The following is a 16,923-nucleotide window of genomic DNA, read 5'->3' as shown; positions in this document are numbered from 1 at the left end:
TGTCCTGGCTATCTATAACTACATATTTTCGTTAGCCAACACTGACTGCTTTGCAGTGGTTGCTGACGGCTGGGGCTGCACCATGAACTCACTGTCTCTGGCCAACAGCGGTCATCCAGGCGACATCGCCCTAGTCATCCTGATGACCGGTGTCCGAGGTATAGCTGACATTGCCGGTCTGTCTGCTCGCAGCGGGCATCTGAACGTCTGCTCACCGAAGGGGCAAACTGGTGCTTCGGGCCCATAGCTGAAGTTAACCTGAAACCAACAGAAGCGTCGAAAGCTGGTGGAGCCCTTCATAATCAAGACCTAACCCCCGCTTGTTCAAAATGCCTACCTTTCATCATGGATAAATTGTTGCTGCAGCAGCAGGTGCTGGAACGGCTCGCCGAGGACCTGCTGCAAGCCGAACAGGCAGCGCGGGCGGCCCATGAAGCGGCGACTCACGAAGAAAACATCGCCGAAAACAAATACGACACATTGGGTCTCGAAGCCGCCTACCTGGCCACTGGCCAAGCTCGTCGCGCCGAAGCCATCCGCCAGGCGATGGCCAATTGGCGCCAGTTCCGCCCGCGCCCCTACAACGCCAGCAAAGGTATACAGCTCGGCGCGCTGGTCTGCCTGGTGGATTCCGACGACAAGCAGCAACAGCTCTTTCTCGGCCCGGATGGGGGCAGCATGAAGTTGCTCAGCGGCGCTGAACTCGTTCAGGTCATCAGCAGCGAAGCCCCCTTGGGCAGGGCCATGCTGGGTAAGTGCGAGGGTGATGAGGTATCGATACAGGTCGCTCCAATCCGACAGCAGTTTGAGGTGCTGCGGGTTCATTAAGCCGCAAGCAAGTTCACGCCGAATTGATCAGAAATTAATCGTCCCGACCCCTTTAAGACCGCTCTTGGCGGCGGTCAACCAAGAGAATGCACTAACCGACAGCACCCTGTTGAAATCGTACGCCAGCTATCGATAGTCGAACATCCCGGATAGCCAGGAGAAGGGGCTCAGTAAAAAGCGAGATCCCTACATAAGGCGCAATCTCGCTCAAAGTCAAAACGCAGCTTTCTGGCACTATCGCCACCAAGTCCGCTGGCCAGTCAGCGTGGATGTTGCTTCGCTACGGGGCACCTACAGGCGAGGCTCAAACGGCGTCTTCACCAATGGTCACGGCTACTTCGTCTTGCTGCCGAGCCGGCGGTAGACGGTGGCGCGACTGATGCCCAGGGTGCGTGCCGCTTTCATGACATTGCCCCTGGCGTCGCTGACGGCTTTGCGGATCAGGGCGGTTTCCACATCCTTGAGCGGCAGGTGGCTGGCGGTCCGGCCGGTCAGCCGCTGGGTGGCTGCGGCGCGCCCCTGCAGCAGCGGCAACGCGTGCAGGCGCAGGCCTGACCACAAAGGCACGTCGATGGCTTGGGGATAGGCCTGGGTGGCATCGGCTTTGGCGGCGTCAAACAAAATGCCGTAAGGCATGGCGAAAAGTTCGCTGCAATGCACGGCCGCCGGGTGGCCGGCCTGCAGCGCCGGCACCATCTGGCGTGCCGCCGGGTTGGCGCCTGTGACCCAGCCGTCGGCGTCCAGGCAGACCAGGCCGTCGCTGTCTTCCCCCAGGCTGGGGCTGGACCAGTTCAGCCGGATCAGCAACTCGTGTGGCCGGCCCTGCATCAGCGCGTTTTCAATATGGCGTGCCGACTGCGCGACCAGGTGTTTGAGTTCGGGCCGTTCCACCGCGTCCACGCCGGTCAGGTCCAGCATGCCGGCGCAGCGGCCGTCCGGCCCGAACACCGGCGCGCCGGCGCAGCTGTAGGCCGAGTTGGCATTGAAAAAATGCTCGCCGCGGTGCAGCCAGACCGGCTGCAGCTCGGTCAACGCCGCGCCTATCGCGGTGGTGCCCACACATTGCTCGGACAGGTCTACCCCTATACGGGTGATCAGGTCGGCGCGCCGGTCGCGTCTGTCTATCGAGCCGTTGACATCCACCACCACACCTTGTGCATTGGTCAGGATGGCGAAGTAGTGCGTGCTGGCAATCGCCGCCCCGAGTTTTTCCAGCACCGGGCGGGCGGCCTGCACCAGCACGTGGTTGGCCTCTTCGGTGCGGCGCAGTACCTGCGGTGACATCAGGTCAAAGCCGACATCCTGGTCCGGCCGTTGGCCGCTGGCCAGGCAGCGCTGCCAGGAGCGTTCAATCCAGCTGTCGGCCAGGGCGCCGCCGGGCGGGCTTTTGCCGTCCTGCATCACCGCCTGGCGGGCTTGCGCGATGAGTTGCAAGCGTTGTTCGGAAGACGGCGAGAGGACAGTCAGCATGGCATGAAAACCCGGTGGGGGCAGCCTGACAGGCCTGCCGTGGACGCGCTGGTCTGCCGGTTGGCAGGGAATGTTCCATTTTGAGAATTTCGGCCTCGTTTGGCAAGCTTCCGGGGTTTACCCTAGGTCTGGGTGGGGTCACCAATTCAACAATGGTTTGTTTCGTTCTCGGAGCCCGACGCGCTCCCTAGCCTCAAGCCAACAGGAGACAAGCGCATGCAAGTTCAATTCAAAGTCAACGGGAAATCTAAGGCCCTGGAGGTCCCCACCAACACCTTGCTGGTGCAGGTGCTGCGCGAGCAACTGCAGTTGACCGGGACCCATGTGGGCTGCGATACCGCCCAATGCGGCGCCTGCACCGTCATCATGAACGGGCGCGCCATCAAGTCCTGCAACATCCTGGCGGCCCAGGCGCAAGGCAGCGAGATCACCACCATCGAAGGCCTGGCCCAGCCGGACGGCACCATGCACCCGATGCAGGCGGCCTTCAAGGAGTGCCACGGTCTGCAATGCGGCTTTTGCACCACCGGCATGGTGATGAGTGCGGTTGATCTTTGCAAACACCACCCCAAGGCCACGGAAACGGAGATCCGCGAACTGCTGGAAGGCAATATCTGCCGCTGCACCGGTTACCAGAACATCGTCAAGGCCGTGCAGCAGGGCGCTGCGTCCATGTCGGCCTGAGCCCCGCACGCATTCGCTTCTTCAATTTTTCAGGAGTACAAACATGGGTGCATCCGATTTTGTCAACTTGCCCAATATTGGCGCGTCCATACGGCGCAAGGAAGACTACCGTTTTCTGACCGGCGGCGGGCAATACACCGATGACATCACGCTGGCGCATCAGAGCTACGCTGTGTTTGTGCGTTCGCCGCATGCGCATGCCAATATCAAAAGTATCAACACGGCAGCCGCCAAGGCCGCACCTGGCGTGCTGGATGTGTTTGTAGGCGCCGATGTGGCGGCCGACAAGATCAACGGCCTGCCTTGCGGCTGGCTGATCACCAGCACCGACGGCACCCCCATGAAGGAGCCGCCGCACCCGATTCTGGCGCAGGGCAAGGTGCGTTATGTCGGCGACCATGTGGCCCTGGTCGTGGCTGAAACGCTGGAGCAGGCCAAAAATGCCGCCGAGCTGGTCGAGGTCGACTATGACGTGCTCAGCGCCGTTGTCCGGGTCACCGAGGCCGCCAAGGCCACGGCCCTGCACGATGTGGCGCCCGACAACCATTGCTACAAATGGGCCATAGGCGACAAGGCACAGGTGGATGCGGTGTTTGCCAAAGCCGCCCATGTGACCCAACTGGATTTGATCAACAACCGCCTGGTGCCCAATGCCATGGAGCCGCGCTCCGTAATTGGTTCCTACAGCCGCGCAAACGACGAATACGTCTTGTATGTGTCCAACCAGAATCCGCATGTCGAACGCCTGTTGTTGACGGCTTTTGTGATGGGCCTGCCCGAACACAAGGTGCGGGTGATTGCGCCCGACGTGGGCGGTGGTTTTGGCTCCAAGATTTATTTGTATGCCGAAGACGTGTGCCTGACCTGGGCCTCGAAAAAGCTGAATCGCAACATCAAGTGGACGGCCGACCGCAGCGAAGCCTTTCTCAGCGACGCGCATGGCCGCGACCACGCCAGCCACGCCGAAATGGCGATGGACAAGGACGGTAAGTTCCTGGCCCTGCGGGTACACACCAACGCTAACATGGGCGCTTACCTGTCGACTTTTGCCCCGGCCGTGCCGACGATTTTGTACGCCACCTTGCTGGCTGGCCAATACAGCACGCCGCAGATTTATGTCGAGGTCGATGCATGGTTCACCAACACCGCACCGGTAGATGCTTACCGCGGTGCCGGCCGACCGGAAGCGACTTATTTGCTGGAGCGTCTGGTCACGCGTTGCGGCTGGGAGTTGGGCCTGGCGCAGGACGAAATTCGCAGGCGCAACCTGGTGTCCCAGTTCCCTTACCAGACGCCGGTGGCGCTGCAATACGACGTGGGTGACTTCCACGCCTTGCTCAAGCGAGGCAATGAACTCGCCGATGTTGCCGGCTTTGCCAAACGCAAGGCCGCGACCGAAGCCAAGGGCAAATTGCGCGGCATCGGTTACTCCTGCTATATCGAGGCCTGTGGCCTGGCGCCCAGCAACATTGCCGGCGCTTTGGGCGCACGCGCCGGCCTGTTCGAGTGCGGCGAGGTGCGGGTCCATCCGACTGGCAGCGTGACCGTGTTCACCGGCTCCCACAGCCACGGCCAGGGCCACGAAACCACGTTTGCGCAGGTGGTCGCCGCGCGCCTGGGCATCTCGGTGGACCAGGTGGACGTGGTGCACGGCGACACCGGGCGTGTGCCTTTCGGCATGGGCACTTACGGCTCGCGTTCGCTGGCAGTCGGCGGCACGGCCATCATGAAGGCGCTGGACAAGATAGAGACCAAGGCCAAGAAGATTGCCGCGCACCTGATGGAGGCCAGCGATGCCGACGTGGAGTTTGCCAACGGCGAGTTCACCATCAAGGGCACCGATAAAAAGGTGACTTTCGGCCAGGTCGCGCTGACGGCTTATGTGCCACACAACTACCCGCTGGACAAGCTGGAGCCCGGCCTGAACGAGACCGCGTTTTACGACCCGACCAACTTCACCTTCCCGGCCGGCACCTATATCTGCGAGGTCGAGATCGACCCGGCCACTGGCGAGGTGCGGGTCGACCGCTTCACGGCGGTGGACGACTTCGGCAACATCATCAACCCCATGATTGTCGAAGGCCAGGTGCATGGCGGCCTGGTGCAGGGCATCGGCCAGGCGCTGCTGGAAAACTGCGTGTACGACCCGGAGTCCGGCCAGTTGTTGACCGGCTCCTTCATGGACTACACCATGCCGCGTGCCGACGACATGCCCAACTTCACCTTGGACACCTTGTGCACGCCTTGCAGCCACAACCCGCTGGGTGCCAAAGGCTGCGGCGAGGCCGGTGCCATCGGTTCGCCGCCGGCGGTGATGAATGCGGTGCTGGATGCCTTGAAGCCCCTGGGTGTGATTGACTTCGACATGCCCGCGACCTCCGGCCGCGTCTGGGAAGCCATCCAGGCAGCCAAACACTGACACCTTCCAAGGAGTACCCACCATGTATGCATTTACCCTGGAACGTCCAGCCACCACAGCGGATGCGGCCAAACTCGCCGCCGCCGGCGCCCAAGCGCTGGCCGGCGGTCAAACCCTGCTGGCGTCCATGAAATTACGCCTGTCCAGTCCGGAGCAACTGGCCGACCTGAGCGGCATCAAGGAGCTGGTCGGCATCCAACGCGAAGGCAATGCCTTTGTGATCGGTGCCATGACACGCCATGCCGATGTCGCCACCCACGCCGAGCTGAAAGCCGCTTTGCCGGCGCTGGCCGACCTGGCCGGCAACATCGGCGACCGGCAGGTGCGCGCCATGGGCACGCTGGGGGGCTCGGTCGCCAACAACGACCCGTCTGCCTGTTACCCCAGCGCCGTGCTGGCACTGGGTGCGACGATTCACACGACCACGCGCAAGATACCAGCCGACGACTTTTTCCTGGGCATGTTTGCGACCGCCCTGAACCAGGGCGAACTGATTACCGCGATCAGCTTCCCGATCCCCAAACGGGCGGCCTACATGAAGTTCAAACAGCCGGCTTCGCGTTTTGCACTGGTAGGTGTGTTTATTGCACAGTTTGATGCCGGCGTGCGGGTCGCCGTCACCGGCGCGTCCAACGGTGTGTTCCGTCACTCGGGGCTGGAAGCGGCCTTGAGCAAAAGTTTCACGCCGGAAGCGGCTGCGGCCGTCAACATTGATGCGACAGACCTGAACAGCGACATCCACGCCACGGCGGCTTACCGCGCCAATCTGATCAGCGTGCAGGCGCAGCGCGGGGTGACGAAGGCGCTGGCGTGATCCGGCCCTGTAGACCCGAGTTCGCCTTTTTTTTAGATTTTTATGCCTCTAGCCCTTAATGGGCGGGCGAAAGCAGCTATTTAATTGATAGCGACTGAAGATGGGAAACCGATTTGATGACGATTTTCCCAAGTATTGATGCGCTGATCCAGGCGCTGCAGGGCGCCGGCTACTTTGCGGACCGCCGGCTCGCCACGGCCGTTTTTCTCGCACTGAAATTGCAGCGCCCGCTGCTGCTCGAAGGTGAACCTGGCGTTGGCAAAACCGAGTTGGCCAAGGCGCTGGCCCTGGCGCTGCAGCGTCAGCTGATACGCCTGCAGTGTTACGACGGGCTGGAGCAACGCGAAGCCCTGTACGAGTGGAACTACGCCGCGCAGTTGTTGCATATGCGTGCCGTCGAAGGTCACAGCCAGGCCGCCGACGTGGAGCGCGAGGTCTACCAGGACCGCTACCTGATACGCCGGCCGTTGCTGCAGGCGCTGCAGACACCGACACCGGGCGCGGTGCTGCTGATCGACGAGGTGGACCGGGCCGACGAACCCTTTGAGGCTTTTTTGCTGGAGTACCTGGGCGAGTACCAGGTCAGCATCCCGGAAATTGGTACGGTGCGCGCCGAGGTGACGCCGGTGACCATACTCACCAGCAACCGCACGCGCGAACTCAACGACGCCGTCAAGCGGCGTTGCCTTTACCACTGGCTGGACTACCCGGACCGCGAGCGCGAGTTGGCGATTGTGCGGGCCCAGGTGCCGCAGGCCGGCGATTTGTTGTCGGCCCAGGTCGCGAGTTTTGTCGACCGGCTGCGCCGCTCGCCCTTTGGCAATGCTTTTCAGCGTGCCCCCGGCATTGCCGAAAGTGTGGAATGGGCAAAAGCACTGGTTGCGCTGGATACGCTGGTGGTGGACCCCGAGGTGGTGGCCGACACGGCTGGCATTTTGTTCAAACAGCGCGAAGACGTGGCGGCGCTCACGCATGAGCTGGCCGTCGAGCTGCTCAAGCCCGAAGAGACAGCGGCCGAATGAAGAGCACGGAGCGCCCTCTTTACCAGCAGGGGCCGCGGATCTGGCTTCGCCAGTCCGCAGGCGCAACGCCCCCTCGGGGGGCAGAGAGCTACGCGCAGCGAGCGAACGTGGGGGCCTATGTTCCTAGGTGATGCGCGCAGCGGCAAACTCGCCGACAACATCACCGGCTTCGGCCGGGCCTTGCGCCGTGCCGGCGTCAAAATCGACAGCCAGCGTATTGCCCTGGCCAAGGAGGCCGCGCTCGCCGTTGGCATCGCCGACAAGGAAGACCTGAGCGCCGCCTTTGAAGCCGTGATGGTCAGCCGCGAGCAGGACAGGCTGGTGTTTCGCGAACTGTTTGAGGTGTATTTCCAGGACCCGAAAGTTGCCAACAAGCTGCTGGCCCAGTTGCTGCCCAGCGCCGAAGGAAAAGCCGAGGCCAGCAAACGCCGGCCACGTGTGCGCGAGGCGCTGGCGCCGCAAAAAACCTTTGGCCAGCAGGCCCAACCCGCCGCCGAAGACCAGAAGGTGGAGTTTGACGCGGCCATGACAGCCAGCGACATTGAACGCTTGCAACATGCCGACTTCAACGCCTTGTCGGCCACCGAATACCGGCTGGTCGAGCGGCTGGCGCGTGACATCAAGCTGCCCCTGCCCCTATTTGCCTCGCGCCGCAGCCGGCCCGCGGCTTCGGGCGCGCGTATGCATTGGCCGGGCGTCATGCACCGGGCTGCGCAGACCGGCGGCGAACTGATGCAACTGCCACGTTTGCAGCGGCGCGAGCAGGCCCTGCCTTTGCTGGTGCTGGTTGATGTGTCAGGCTCGATGGAGCGTTATGCCCGGCTGCTGCTGGCCTTTTTGCATGCGGCCACACGCCGCCATCCGCAGCGTGATGTGTTTGCCTTCGGCATGCACTTGACGGACTTGACGCCAGCGTTTCGCCAGGCCGACACCGACGCCATGCTGGCGCATGCCAGTTTGGCGATTGAAGATTTTGCCGGCGGCACCCAGTTGGGCCTGTCGCTGGCCAGCCTGCGCGAACACCATGCGCGCCGTCTGGTCGGGCGCCGCACCATCGTGCTGGTCATCACCGACGGGCTGGACACCGGCGAGCCGGCCGACCTGGCGCGTGAGCTGGCCTGGTTGCGCCGGCGCAGCCGCCGCCTGCTCTGGCTCAACCCCTTGCTGCGTTTTGAGGCTTATGCGCCACTGGCGCGTGGCGCAGCGGTACTCCATGCGCAGGCCCACGGCATGCTTGCGGTGCACAACTTAGCTAAGCTGGAGGAACTGGCGGCCAGCCTGGCGGCTCTGATGAAGACCTGAGCACTCATGATTTCACTCTGAACAAACAACAAAAAAGGACAACACCATGGACATGTCAGGAAGCCGGCAACTCGCCGTGACCCAGCAACAAGCCTGGGATGCGCTGAACGACCCCGCCGTACTCAAAACCTGTATCCCCGGCTGCGACAAGGTTGAAGCGACGGGCGAGAACCAGTACGCGATCGGCATGGCGCTGAAGATAGGGCCGGTCTCGGCCAAGTTCACCGGCAAGATCACCCTCAGCGAGATCAACCCGCCGGCCAGTTACAAGCTGTCGTTTGACGGGCAGGGCGGTGTGGCCGGTTTTGGCAAAGGAACGGCGGAAGTGGCCTTGCTGCCCAACGACGAGGGCTGCGAGTTGTCTTACACCGTGCACGCGTCGGTCGGCGGCAAGGTCGCGCAGCTCGGGCAGCGGCTGATCGATGGTGCCGCCAAGTCCATGGCGGAAGATTTTTTCAAGCGTTTTGACGATGAAATGCAGCGCCAGCATCCCGAGAGTTATGCGGCGAAAATAGTGATGGGTGATGTGGATGCAGAACCCGTCCCCCGCACCCGCGGTGCGGGCATGCCGGTGTGGGTTTATATCGCCGGCGCGGTGATTTTGGCGCTGGTGCTGGTGGTCTCGCTGGGCGGTTGACGCTTTGCAGGCACCCGGCGAAAGGAAGACATATGGAAAATCTGGATGTGATGGTATTGCGCACCCTGCGCGACTGGCGCGCGGCGGGCAAACGCGCCTTGCTGGCCACGGTGGTGCGGACCTGGGGCTCGTCGCCGCGGCCGGTGGGATCCATCATGGCGCTGTGTGAAGACGGTGCGGTGGTCGGCTCGGTGTCGGGCGGCTGTATTGAAGACGACTTGATCTATCGGCACACGCAAGCCTATGCGTCGGCCCTGTCGCTGGACGGCGGTGGCAAAACCATTCCGTCCGGCCCGCCGGCCTTTGTCAAATACGGCGTCACCGCTGACGAAGCCCACCGTTTTGGCTTGCCTTGCGGCGGCACGCTGGAGTTGTTGCTGGAATACGACCCCGACGCCACCGCGCTGGCGCAACTGGTTGAAGCGCTTGAAGCCGGGCAGTTGACCCAACGCAGCGTGCGCCTGGCCGATGGTGTTGTCACACTGGAACAAGCCATGGCGCCGGCCGAACTCAGCGTCTCGGCGCAGGAACTGGTCAACACCTTTGGCCCCGAGTACCGCATGCTGCTGATAGGTGCGGGCCAGCTGACCGAATACCTGGCCACCATGGCCTTGTTCAGCGGCTTTTCCGTCACCGTGTGTGACCCGCGCGAAGAGTACCGCAGCGCCTGGTCGGTGGCCGGCGCCAAGGTGCTCAGCGAGATGCCGGACGATGTGGTGATCGCCTTCAAGCCGGACCGGCGCAGCTGCGTGATTGCGCTCACGCACGATCCCAAACTCGACGACCTGGCCTTGATGGAGGCGCTGAACACCGACGCGTTTTACATAGGCGCCATCGGCTCACGGCGCAACAACGAGACGCGTCACCAGCGCATGGCCGAACACTTCAGCCTCAGCGAAGCGGCTCTCGCGCGCCTGCGCGGCCCCATAGGCATTTACATCGGCAGCAAGACCCCGCCGGAAATTGCCGTCAGCGTGATGGCCGAGGTGCTGGCCGTGAAAAATGGCGTGGTGTTGCCGCGCGACATGGCCGTGCGGCAGGCCAAAGACGTCCGCGCGGTGGAGGCCAACGAGGCGGGGGAACTGCTGTGTGGCGTGGGGCGTTCGGCGCACTAAGGCTCGAAACGGCCAAGTTATAAGCCAAATAGGCCTGCAGCCCTTGTCTAATGGGCGCGGGAAGCTATGAAAAACAGAGCGCTTTTGATGCCGACCACGGTCAGCAGCAACGAGCCCAGCACATGCAGCGCGGCCGTCCCCAGCGCCAGGCTATAACGCGCTTCCATCAGAAAACCGACAACTTCTGCAGAAAATGAGGAGAAGGTCGTGAGTCCGCCCAGAAAGCCGGTGATCAGCAGCAGCCGCCACAAGGGGTCAAGCTGGGGCATGGAATGGAAGATGGCCACACACACACCGACCAGGTAGCCACCGGCCAGGTTGGCGGCCAACGTGCCCCAGGGAAGCAGGCCGGCGGGACTCAGCCAGAGTCCCAGGCCCCAGCGGGCCAAGGCGCCGGCGGAGGCGCCCAGACAGATGGCGAGGACTGGCAGCATGGTGGACGCGGTGGGGTTCAATGGGCAGGGTGATTTTCTGGCTCTGACTTTGCCGCAGGCGGTACGTCGCCGCCTTTTTGCCGTTCTCGGAACAGCGCCGCGCGCATCAGAAAGATGGTGGTCACCGGCGCCGTGAGGGCGACGAACAGGGCGATCAGCACCGCATGCAGAAACAAATTGAAACCCTGCACCGAGAAATAAACAATGGTCGCGATCGTGATGCACCACACACCGGCGGTGGCGCCCAGCGTGGGCGCATGGATGCGGCGGAAAAAAGTCGGCAGCCGCACCAGCCCGAAGGAGCCGATGGCGGCGAAAGCCGCACCCAGCACGACAAACACGGCGGTCAGGATTTCGGCCCAGAGTGGCAGTGGCGTGCTCATTCGATCACCTCTCCGCGCAGCAAGAATTTGGCCATGGCCGTGGAGCCGACAAAACCGAACAGCGCAATCAGCATGGCCGCTTCAAAATACACATTGCTGGCATAAACGATGCCCAGCACCAGCATCATGAGCATGCCGTTGATGTAGAGGCAGTCCAGCGCCATGACGCGGTCCTGCGCCGTGGGGCCGATCAGCAGCCGTGTCGCGGCGCAGAGCATGGCCACGGCCAGCAGGAAGAGCGCGAACTTGAGAGCCCAGAGCAGTACCGGTGTCATGATTCGAAAATCTCCATCAGTGGCCGTTCGTAACGTTCCTTGATCATGGCGATGAAGGCCGCCTCGTCGTCCACGTCGAACACGTGCAGCAGCAGCGCCGAGCGGTCCAGGGACAACTCGCCCCAGGCCGTGCCAGGTGTCAGGCAGCAGATCATGGCCAGCACGGCCAGGGCGTTGGGGTCCCGGATGTCCAGCGGCACCAGCACAAAGTGCGAGGCGATGGCCGGGGTGCGGCGTGTCAATAACAGCCGCGCCACCGCCAGCGCCGAATGCAACATGTCAAACAAGGCCACGCCGGTCAGCCGCAAGGCCACACCGGGCCGGCGCATGCGCACGGTGGCGGGCCGCAGGCGCCGTGTCAGCAGGGGCACGGCAACGGCCAGCACCGCCGCCAGCAGCAGCGTGGCCAGCGCCAGGGACTGGTTGAGCAACAGCCAGACCACAAACAGCGCCAGCGACAAGGGCGGCGAGGGGAGCCAGCGCTTGATCATGGGGCGGCCTCCTTGGGTGCGGGCTTGGGGACGGGCCGCGCGCCCATCACGGCGTTGCGGTAGGCGTTGGGCGAGAACAGGCCTTGCGCGGTGGCCTGGGCGTGTTGCATCACCGGCCCGGCCTCTATCGTCAGCGCGACACAGGCGGCCAGCAGCGCCGCGACCGGCAGGACCTCGATCGCGCGCAGGGCCGGTATGGCGCTGTGCGGCAGCGTCCAGAAATGGCGGATGCCGGCGCGGCTGAGGGCGACCAGTGTCAGAAAGCCCGAGACCAGCAGCAGCGCCAGGAAGAACCAGCTGGCCAGGGTGATGGCGGGCGCATCCAGCAAGCCTGACAACATGGCGAACTTGCCGACAAAGCCCGACAGCGGAGGCAAGCCGGCCAGCAGCAAGGTGCAGCCGACAAAACCCAGGCCGAGAAAAGCCACACCGGCCGGGATGGCACGGCCATACAGCGCCTGCTGTTCGTCATCAAGGTTCACGTCGTCGAAGCTGGTCAGGTCGGGTGACAGGAAGGGCGCGTTGTCGGCCGACTCGTGCGGCGCGATGCTGGCACCCGCATTGCGCCAGCGCTCTATCATGTCGATCAGCAGGAAAAAGGCGCTGACCGCCAGGGTTGAACTGAGCAGGTAATACAGTGCGCCGGCCCAGATCGCCGGTTGCCCGAGACCGACCGCGGTGAGCAGGGTGCCGGCTGAAATCAGCACGCTATAACCCGCCAGATGCGAGAGCCTTTGTGTACCGACAATGCCCAGCGCACCGACAAACAGTGTGGCCAGCCCGATGGCCATGAGCACGCTCTGGCCAAACTGCGCCGAGGCGCCGGTGTCCGGCGCGAACAGCACGGTCCAGAGCCGCAACACGGTGTAGATGCCGAGTTTGGTCAGCAGCGCAAACACAGCGCTGACCGGCGAAACCGCCGCGCTGTAGGCCGGCACCAGCCAGAAATTCAGCGGCCAGGCCCCGGCCTTGGCGAAAAAAGCCGTGGCCAGGATCGCAGCCGCCGCATGCACCAGGCCGCGCTCGGACGGGGCGAGTTGTGCGATGCGCATGCCCAGGTCGGCCATGTTGAGGGTGCCGGTCACGCCATACAGCAGGGCAGCACCGACCAGGAACAAGGACGAGGCGGCGAGGTTGATCGCAATGTAGTGCAAGCCGGCCTGCACACGCAGGCGGCCCGAGCCATGCAGCAGCAAGCCATAAGAAGCGGCCAGCATCACTTCAAAAAACACGAAGAGATTGAACAGGTCGCCGGTGAGGAAGGCGCCGTTCAGCCCCATGAGTTGCAACTGCAGCAGCGGGTGGAAATGCACACCCGCGCGGTCCCAGCGCGAGGTCGAGTAGATAGACGCTGCAAAGGCCACCACGCCGGTGAGTGCCACCATCATCGTTGACAGGCGGTCCGCCACCAACACAATGCCGAAGGGTGCTTGCCAGTTGCCGGGCAGGTAGACGCCGATGGAGCCGGCGCCGCCACCGGTGTCGGGCGCATTGACCCAGCGCAGCAAGGCCAGCGCGGCCAGCAGGCCAATCAGGCCCGAGATCACGCTGAGCGCGGATTTGGTGCGGCGGCGTTGTTCGCCCAGCAGCAGCATCAGGGCGGCCGTCAGCATCGGCACCAGAATCGGCACGGCCACCAGATGCGGCATGGTGGCTTCCAGCAGGCGGTCCAGCCAATGAAGAAGCCCGCTCATGGCTTGGGCTCCTTGACATGCAGGCGGGTGTCATCCAGGGCGTCTTCCCGACCATCAACATGGTCGGTGCCGCTCAGCCCGCGCGAGGCCAGCATCACCACCAGAAACAACGCGGTCATCGCGAAGCCGATCACGATGGCGGTCAGCACCAGGGCTTGCGGCATCGGGTCGGCGGTGTTGGCCAGCGTGGCGACGACGCCGGGAACCAGCACCGGTTCGCTGTCGATCTTGAGCCGGCCCATGCTGAAGATAAAGAGGTTGACGGCATAGGAGATCAGGGTCAGGCCCATGATCACCTGGAAAGTGCGCGGACGCAGCAAGAGGTAGACGCCTGAGCTGGTCAACACGCCAATCGCGAGGGCAAGCACCATTTCCATCAGCGGGCTCCCTCTGCGGCGGCTTGGGCTTCGGCCTCTTTTTCAGCCTGTTCTTCGGCCCAGCGGTGGCTGCGTATCGACTGGTGGGCCAGCGCGGTCAGGATCAACATGGTGGCACCCAGCACCAGCGCGAACACGCCGGTGTCGAAAAATAGCGCGCTCGGAATATGAATTTCGCCGAGCAGCGGCAGGTGCAGGTGGGCAGTGTGGGTGGTCATGAAGGGATAACCCAGGACGACGGCACCGCCGCCCGTGGTGATGGCCAGCAAGAGGCCGATGGCGATCCAGCGCCGGGGATAGATACGCAGGTGTTCTTCCACCCACTCGGTGCCAGACACGATGAACTGCAGGACCAGCGCCACGGACATCACCAGCCCGGCGACAAAGCCGCCGCCCGGCGCATTGTGCCCGCGCATGAAGAAGTACACCGACACCAGCACCGACAGCGGCAGCAACAGCCGGACCAGCACGGCCGGCACCATCAGGTAACCCACCGCCGTATCAACGGCGCGGCGTGGGTTGAGCAGGTCGCTGCTGCCATGGTCGGTCTGGACCCGTTGCTGGATGGGAATCGCCATGGACTCGCGGGCCGGCCGGAAGCGGCGCAGCAGCGCATACACCGTCAGCGCGACCACGCCCAGTACGGTGATCTCGCCAAAGGTGTCAAAGCCGCGGAAGTCGACCAGCATGATGTTGACCACGTTGGTGCCACCACCTTCACTCAAGGCGTGCTCCAGGAAAAAGGGCGAGATGCTTTGCGGGAAAGGCCGGGTCATGACGGTCCAGGCCAGCGCGGCCATGCCGCAGCCGGCCAGGGCGGCGACCAGCAAATCCCGTCCGCGCCGACTCAGCAGGCGCACGCGGGTCTGGATGGGCTGGATCGTGACCTTACGCATAGGCAACCAGCGCAGGCCGAGCAGCAGCAGCACCGTGGTGACCACCTCGACCACCAGTTGGGTCAGGGCCAGGTCGGGCGCCGAAAACCAGATGTAGGTGATACAGCAGACCAGTCCGGCACCGGCTGCCAGCATGAGCGAGGCCAGCCGGTGAAATTTGGCCTGCCAGGCCGCACCGACCGCGCAGGCCGCACCAATCAGCCAGGTCATGGCGAACATGGGCGAAAAGGCGAGCAACTCGCGTGTGCCGCGTTCGGCCGGCGTGAACCACAAGGCCGCCGCCGCACCAGTCACCGCCACGGCGACCAGCAACAGCAATTGCGACTGCATGCGCCGTGTGCCCAGCAGTTGTCGGCTGCGCCGGCCGGCTTCGCTCAGGCGCGCCAGCAGGTTTTCAAAAATGCGCTGGCCATCAAAACGATGCAGCAGCGGTGTGTGTTGCAGGCGGCCCTGGGCGCGGCCACGACGCTGCAGCAGGTACAGGAGGGTGCCGCCTGCGAGTGCGATAAAACTCATCACCAGAGGCAGGTTTAAGCCGTGCCATACCGCCAGGCTGTATTCGGGCAACATACCACCAACCACCGGCGTTGCCGCCGTGGCGAGCATAGGACCGACCGACCAGGCAGGTGCAATACCCACCACCAGACAGATCAGCACCAGCAGTTCGACCGGCACACGCATCCAGTGTGGTGGCTCGTGCGGTTGCTTGGGTACAGCCGGGCCGCAGGGCGGGCCGAAAAACACGTCAAACACAAAACGTGCGGAGTAGGCGACGCTGAACACGCCGCCCAGGGTCGCAATGACGGGCAGGCCCCAGTTGAGCCACCCGGTGGACTGGATGTACACCGTCTCGGCAAAAAACATTTCCTTGGAGAGAAAGCCGTTGAGCAGCGGCACACCGGCCATGGAGGCACTGGCGATGATGGCCAGCGCGCCGGTGATGGGCATCAGGCGCATCAGCCCGCTGAGTTTGCGGATGTCGCGTGTGCCGCTCTCGTGGTCGATGATGCCGGCCGCCATAAACAGCGAAGCCTTGAAGGTGGCGTGGTTCATCACATGAAAAACCGCCGCCACGGCCGCCAGCGGGCTGTTGAGACCGAGCAGCAAGGTGATCAGCCCCAGGTGCGAGATGGTGGAATAGGCCAGCAGCGCTTTCAGGTCGCGCTGGAACATGGCCACAAAACCACCCAGCAGCAAGGTGATGGCACCGGCGCCGCCGACCAGCCAGAACCACTGCTCGGTGCCGGACAACACCGGCCAGAGCCGCGCCATCAGGAACACGCCGAGCTTGACCATGGTGGCCGAGTGCAAATAGGCGGACACCGGTGTGGGCGCCGCCATCGCGCGAGGCAGCCAGAAATGAAAGGGGAACTGCGCGCTTTTGGTGAAGGCGCCCAGCAGCACCAGCACCAGCGCCGGGGTGTACAGCGCATGCGCGCGTATGGCGTCCCCCGAGGCTAGCACCACGTCCAGATCGTAGCTGCCGACCATACGTCCCAGCACCAGCACGCCGGCCAACAGGCACAGGCCGCCGGCGCCGGTGACCGTGAGCGCCATACGTGCGCCGCGCCGAGCATCGCGCCGGTGATGCCAGTACCCGATTAGCAGGAAGGAGAACAGGCTGGTGAGTTCCCAGAACAACACCATCTGCACCAGATTTCCCGCCAGCACCACACCCATCATGGCGCCCATGAAGGCCAGGAAGAAGGAGAAAAAGCGCGGTACCGGGTCCGAGGCCGACATGTAATAACGCGCGTAGAGCACGACCAGCGCGCCTATGCCCAGCACCAGCATGCAGAACAGCCAGGCGAAACCGTCCATGCGGAAGACCAGGTTCAGGCCCAAGGCCGGCAACCACTCGATTTCCTGGCGCAGCACATTGCCGCCAGCCAGTTGGGGAAACAGCCAGGCCACTTGTACTGCGCAGCCCAGTGCGACCAGTCCTGCCAGGGTGGACTCGCGGTTGCGGGCGTTGGCCGGCAGCAGGGCTGCGAGCACACTGGCAACAAAGGGAAGGACAATAAGCAGGACTAGAGGCATTGCGGCCCATTCTATCGAGTCAAGCTCGGAGAGACCCATAAA

At 63.5% G+C, this 16,923-nt stretch carries 16 protein-coding genes; 8 read left to right on the top strand and 8 right to left on the bottom strand.

Annotated elements, in window-relative coordinates:
• Positions 1-345 precede the first annotated feature (345 nt).
• On the top strand, positions 346-828 hold the full coding sequence (locus R6254_RS18875) for a GreA/GreB family elongation factor (protein WP_318409138.1): 483 nt from the start codon (positions 346-348) through the stop codon (positions 826-828).
• A gap of 333 nt (positions 829-1,161) precedes the next feature.
• On the opposite strand, the gene R6254_RS18870 is transcribed toward R6254_RS18875, so the two are convergent.
• Entirely contained in the window at positions 1,162-2,298 is a 1,137-nt protein-coding gene (locus R6254_RS18870) for a sigma-54-dependent Fis family transcriptional regulator (protein WP_318409137.1), read from the bottom strand.
• A gap of 216 nt (positions 2,299-2,514) precedes the next feature.
• Here R6254_RS18870 and R6254_RS18865 point away from each other — a divergent pair, with 216 nt between their 5' ends.
• From R6254_RS18865 to R6254_RS18835, 7 genes are all read left to right on the top strand, one after another.
• Positions 2,515-2,982, top strand: a complete 468-nt coding sequence (locus tag R6254_RS18865) for a (2Fe-2S)-binding protein (protein WP_318409136.1) — start codon at positions 2,515-2,517, stop codon at positions 2,980-2,982.
• A gap of 43 nt (positions 2,983-3,025) precedes the next feature.
• Positions 3,026-5,401 (top strand): xanthine dehydrogenase family protein molybdopterin-binding subunit, encoded by a 2,376-nt coding sequence (locus tag R6254_RS18860; protein ID WP_318409135.1) that lies wholly within the window; start codon positions 3,026-3,028, stop codon positions 5,399-5,401.
• Positions 5,402-5,423: 22 nt separating this feature from the next.
• The gene (locus R6254_RS18855; protein ID WP_318409133.1) at positions 5,424-6,215 is read left to right on the top strand and encodes an FAD binding domain-containing protein; all 792 of its coding nucleotides are present in this window, start codon (positions 5,424-5,426) and stop codon (positions 6,213-6,215) included.
• A gap of 116 nt (positions 6,216-6,331) precedes the next feature.
• The gene (locus R6254_RS18850; protein WP_318409132.1) at positions 6,332-7,237 is read left to right on the top strand and encodes an AAA family ATPase; all 906 of its coding nucleotides are present in this window, start codon (positions 6,332-6,334) and stop codon (positions 7,235-7,237) included.
• Between the two features lie 117 nt (positions 7,238-7,354).
• Positions 7,355-8,539, top strand: a complete 1,185-nt coding sequence (locus R6254_RS18845; RefSeq protein WP_318409131.1) for a vWA domain-containing protein — start codon at positions 7,355-7,357, stop codon at positions 8,537-8,539.
• Positions 8,540-8,585: 46 nt separating this feature from the next.
• Entirely contained in the window at positions 8,586-9,176 is a 591-nt protein-coding gene (locus R6254_RS18840; RefSeq protein ID WP_318409130.1) for an SRPBCC family protein, read from the top strand.
• Positions 9,177-9,208: 32 nt separating this feature from the next.
• Positions 9,209-10,291, top strand: a complete 1,083-nt coding sequence (locus R6254_RS18835) for an XdhC family protein (RefSeq protein WP_318409129.1) — start codon at positions 9,209-9,211, stop codon at positions 10,289-10,291.
• Between the two features lie 47 nt (positions 10,292-10,338).
• Here the strand turns inward: R6254_RS18835 and crcB are convergent, their stop codons facing one another.
• From crcB to R6254_RS18800, 7 genes are read right to left on the bottom strand one after another with little or no spacing between them, the layout of a single operon-like run.
• Complete coding sequence (gene crcB / locus R6254_RS18830; RefSeq protein WP_318409127.1) at positions 10,339-10,725, bottom strand: fluoride efflux transporter CrcB; 387 nt, start codon at positions 10,723-10,725, stop codon at positions 10,339-10,341.
• A 17-nt stretch (positions 10,726-10,742) separates the two neighbouring features.
• Positions 10,743-11,108 carry a monovalent cation/H(+) antiporter subunit G gene (mnhG, locus tag R6254_RS18825; protein ID WP_318409126.1) on the bottom strand — a complete coding sequence of 122 codons (366 nt, stop codon included), beginning with the start codon at positions 11,106-11,108 and terminating at the stop codon, positions 10,743-10,745.
• A complete protein-coding gene (locus tag R6254_RS18820; protein WP_318409125.1) occupies positions 11,105-11,383 on the bottom strand; it encodes a K+/H+ antiporter subunit F in 279 nt (92 codons plus the stop codon). The genes mnhG and R6254_RS18820 overlap by 4 nt, the downstream gene beginning before the upstream one ends.
• Positions 11,380-11,871 carry a Na+/H+ antiporter subunit E gene (locus tag R6254_RS18815; protein ID WP_318409166.1) on the bottom strand — a complete coding sequence of 164 codons (492 nt, stop codon included), beginning with the start codon at positions 11,869-11,871 and terminating at the stop codon, positions 11,380-11,382. The genes R6254_RS18820 and R6254_RS18815 overlap by 4 nt, the downstream gene beginning before the upstream one ends.
• Positions 11,871-13,568, bottom strand: coding sequence for a monovalent cation/H+ antiporter subunit D (locus R6254_RS18810; protein WP_318409124.1), 1,698 nt, complete (start codon positions 13,566-13,568; stop codon positions 11,871-11,873). The genes R6254_RS18815 and R6254_RS18810 overlap by 1 nt, the downstream gene beginning before the upstream one ends.
• Positions 13,565-13,945, bottom strand: a complete 381-nt coding sequence (locus R6254_RS18805) for a Na+/H+ antiporter subunit C (RefSeq protein WP_318409123.1) — start codon at positions 13,943-13,945, stop codon at positions 13,565-13,567. Before R6254_RS18805 ends, R6254_RS18810 begins: the two co-directional genes overlap by 4 nt.
• On the bottom strand, positions 13,945-16,881 hold the full coding sequence (locus tag R6254_RS18800) for a monovalent cation/H+ antiporter subunit A (RefSeq protein WP_318409121.1): 2,937 nt from the start codon (positions 16,879-16,881) through the stop codon (positions 13,945-13,947). The genes R6254_RS18805 and R6254_RS18800 overlap by 1 nt, the downstream gene beginning before the upstream one ends.
• Positions 16,882-16,923: the final 42 nt, after the last annotated feature.

This window comes from Polaromonas potterensis (assembly GCF_033446725.1).
In the GTDB taxonomy this organism is placed as follows: Bacteria; Pseudomonadota; Gammaproteobacteria; order Burkholderiales; family Burkholderiaceae_C; genus Polaromonas.
Note: the sequence above shows the minus strand (reverse complement) of the source record. Positions and strands in the feature narration are given on the sequence as shown.